Origin of the sequence: Pseudomonas sp. Sample_9 (genome assembly GCF_004307535.1) — a bacterium.
Classification (GTDB): Bacteria; Pseudomonadota; Gammaproteobacteria; order Pseudomonadales; family Pseudomonadaceae; genus Aquipseudomonas; species Aquipseudomonas mercuritolerans.
On record NZ_RAZO01000225.1, the window covers coordinates 1 to 665 of the forward strand.

Genomic DNA, 665 nt, shown 5'->3' on the forward strand with positions numbered 1-665 from the left:
TTGACGTCGACCTGGCCCATGCCCTGCTGGTTGAACATGTCGCGCAGGCGGTGCATCTGGCTGTCGAGCGCTTCACGCACGCTCGGGTGCGCGCTCATGAAGGTGACCTGGGTCTGCTGATCGGGAACCATGTTCACGCGGATATCCAGGCGCCCCAGCTCCGCCGGCTGCAACTGAATGTCGGCGGCCTTCAGATTGACGCTGGAGAGGTACATGACGCGGTTGACCACTTCTTCGGTCCAGCCGCTCTGGTGCATGGCGATCGGCTGATTCACCGGCAGCGCATTGGCGGTTTTCGGCGTAGCGGCCTGGGTCAGTGCCGCCAGACGGTTGGCGAAGTCATCGACGCGGGTGTCACTGGTGACGGATTTCAGATCCTTCAGACCATCGTCGATCAGCCCGCTGAAAGCTTTTTCGCCGCCCTGACTGGTGCTGTCCTTGTCGGCCTGCACGTCGAGCATGCTGGCCATGCCGGCGGCGAAGTTCTGCGCGGCGGTCAACTCGCCATCGGCCTGAGCCTGAGCAGGCGAGGCTTTCGGCTGCGCCTGACTGGCGGCAGAAATATGCCCGCCCTGCTCCATCGCCATGCGCACGGCCGGCAGCGAATCGAGCGGGTCGGCTGTCGGATCAAATTCGCTGTCGGTGGCCGCCGGATCTTTGACCAT

The 665-nt window shown here is 63.8% G+C and carries 1 protein-coding gene; it reads right to left on the reverse strand.

Features of this window, described 5'->3' with window-relative positions:
• Window positions 1–665, reverse strand: a 665-nt coding sequence (locus D6877_RS12890; protein WP_178083675.1) for a flagellar hook-length control protein FliK, incomplete at both ends; no start/stop codon positions are given.